This window comes from Bradyrhizobium sp. P2_E8 (assembly GCF_056403875.1).
This window is the reverse complement of the sequence record NZ_JBFUES010001196.1, coordinates 1-2,035: the sequence shown is the minus strand read 5'-3', so window position 1 is coordinate 2,035 and position 2,035 is coordinate 1. Positions and strand designations below refer to the sequence as shown.

Below are 2,035 nucleotides of genomic sequence, written 5' to 3'. Positions count from 1 at the left end.
CGCCGGACTCGGTTTGGATCAAGATTGATTCATCGGCATCGAAACGCTCCTCGGTGCGTCCCATCCGCGCCTGCAGCGAGGTCATGCAGACGAAGAAAAGCACGACGATGTTCACGACCGACCAGAAGGCGACCATCGGTAGAGCCGCCGGATGATCGATGATCCGCCATTCCGGGATCGTGTTCAGGACCACACCGACGACCGTCAACGCCATCAGAACCGCCGACGGCCAGAATATCTCCGCGGCGTAGCTTGCGCGTCGCGCAGCAGCTCCCTTGGGCGTCACCTTGAACGCATGCCCCGTCGGCTTGACGAGAGTCTCGAGCACCGTCGGCAGGATCTTGWAGCTCTGGATAGTCGCCGACACCTGAGCGGCGAGCGGAAAGTGCTCGTGCGGCGCGAACCAGGAGATACCGCCGTTAAGCGCCAGGATCGCGGGGAACAAGTAATAGAAGACCGACTCGGGAGTGACGTCGACGACAGGCGCGAGGCCAGTCCACATGAACACGATCGGAACCACCACGACCGCGAGCGCCCGCAGGCCCATAGAGAGCCAATGCGCAGGAAAGAAGAGGAGCCGATGCATCAAGCCCAGTCCGGGTCCGAGCGGGCCGGCGGCGAGATACAGCGTCTGGATCGCGCCACGCGCCCAGCGTTGCCGCTGCACGAAAAAGGCGTCAAGGCTTTCCGGCGCCAGTCCAATCGCCAGCGGCTCGCGAAGATAGCGAGTGACGTATCCCTTGCGCAGCAGGACCAGCGTCAGCAGGATGTCTTCCGTGATGGACTGGGTCGGCAAGGCATCGCCCACCGCGCGGAGTGCTGCGCGACGCGTGACGGAGTTGGAACCACAACAAAAGGCACCATCCCAGCCGTCGCGCGCGGGCATGATGGCATCGAAGAAGAACCGTTGTTCGTCCGGCAGCCCCCTGTGCAAGCCGAGATTCGCCTGCATCGGGTCCTCATTGTAGAAGGTGTGCGGGATCTGAACGATTCCGATCCTTGGATCAGCGAAGAAGCCCGTCGTGCGCATCAGGAAATTGCGCTGCGGCACGAAGTCCGCATCAAAGATCGCGAAGAACTCGCCGCTCGTCTTCGTCAGTGCATGATTGATATTGCCGGCCTTGGCATTCAAGTTGTCGGCGCGCGTGAGATAGCCGGCGCCCTTTTGCGTGCAGAGTTCCCTGAGCCAAGGCCTGCGACCATCATCCAAGACCCATACCTGGAAGTTTGGATAGTCCAGACACAACGCGCCCGTAATCGTCTTTTCCAGCACCTCGATTGGCTCGTCATAGGTCGGAATAAAGACGTCGACCGCGGGCAGCTCGTCATCCGGCAGGCTGCGCAGCCGACGCTCGTGCTGATCTGCTTCGCTGCGGCGATCGGTCCTGCGAAGGAAAGTCAGATAGAGAATGAACTGATCTGTGAAGGTCAGAAGCTCGACGAACAGACAGAACCAGATCCAGCCGACCTGATACCAGGTCCCGCTTGCCGGCAGCACGGTGGTGAAAATGCGCCATTCGAGATAGCGGGCGACCACAAGCCAAACCACGACAAAGACCGCGACACGGGCCCAGAGGCGCGCGACTGGAAAGGTCGGCGCCAACAGGTACATCGCCGCAAAGATGCCCAGCATCGGCGCGAACAGCTGAGAGAGAGGCAGAGTCATGGCCTGCATGGAACATCTCGCTTACAGGGACGACTGGTCGAGCTCCAGGCGAGCGGTCAGCCATTTCAGCTTCGAGCTGACCAACCGTAGCAGGCCGTCGGCTCTGCGCTCGAAGCGCACCTCAGCCAACCGCCCGATATCGCAGGAGCCGTTGCGGTCGGCCAACGTCTCATTGGACGGAAGCGATATCTCAACGGTAATGTTGCCCGGATCAGGCCGCGGCACCCGAGCCGCAAGCAGCCGATCATCGCCGTACGCTGCCGATCCGCGGACTTGCCGGATCTGGCCGGTCTTCCATTCGCGGCTCCCAATCAGGCGGACGGTAGCCGCATCGCCGGCCTTGATCTTCTCGAAATCGCGCTCGGGGAG

1 protein-coding gene and 1 pseudogene are annotated in these 2,035 nt (G+C 61.7%); both read right to left on the bottom strand.

Annotated elements, in window-relative coordinates:
* The coding region (locus tag AC1D00_RS38510) for a glycosyltransferase family 2 protein (RefSeq protein WP_477014279.1) at positions 1 to 1,675 on the bottom strand (1,675 nt) is incomplete at its 3' end.
* A gap of 12 nt (positions 1,676 to 1,687) precedes the next feature.
* Positions 1,688 to 2,035 (bottom strand): annotated as a pseudogene (locus AC1D00_RS38505) (HlyD family secretion protein); the annotation flags it as partial.